This is a genomic window from Pseudomonas sp. NY15374 (genome assembly GCF_048068255.1).
Classification (GTDB): Bacteria; Pseudomonadota; Gammaproteobacteria; order Pseudomonadales; family Pseudomonadaceae; genus Aquipseudomonas; species Aquipseudomonas machongensis.
In genome coordinates, this window is sequence record NZ_JBLUPZ010000041.1 from 1 (window position 1) to 271 (window position 271).

Sequence of the window (271 nt, forward strand, 5' to 3'; positions counted from 1 at the left end):
GTCATTCACTGTCAAAGTGAACCAGCCGCTAGACCGTCCGCTGACTGTCACCCTGAGCAATGGCGACAAAGTCACCATCGCGGCGGGCCAGACCCAGGTCGAGTACAAGGCGCCAGCGCAGGGCGATGACGTCTTCAAGGATTCCGGTTCGCTCACCGTTGGCATCACCGATGCCAGTGTTCCGGGCAAAACCTTCGAAAACCTCGAGCTCGGTGGTTCGGCCACTGTTCAGATTGCTGACACCGAAAGCGAAGTGATCGCGACCCTCACC

1 protein-coding gene is annotated in these 271 nt (G+C 59.0%); it reads left to right on the forward strand.

The genetic code is table 11. The features are described 5' to 3' along the window. Positions 1-16: 16 nt before the first annotated feature. The coding region (locus tag ACNFHO_RS27435) for an immunoglobulin-like domain-containing protein (RefSeq protein ID WP_416767975.1) at positions 17-271 on the forward strand (255 nt) is incomplete at its 3' end.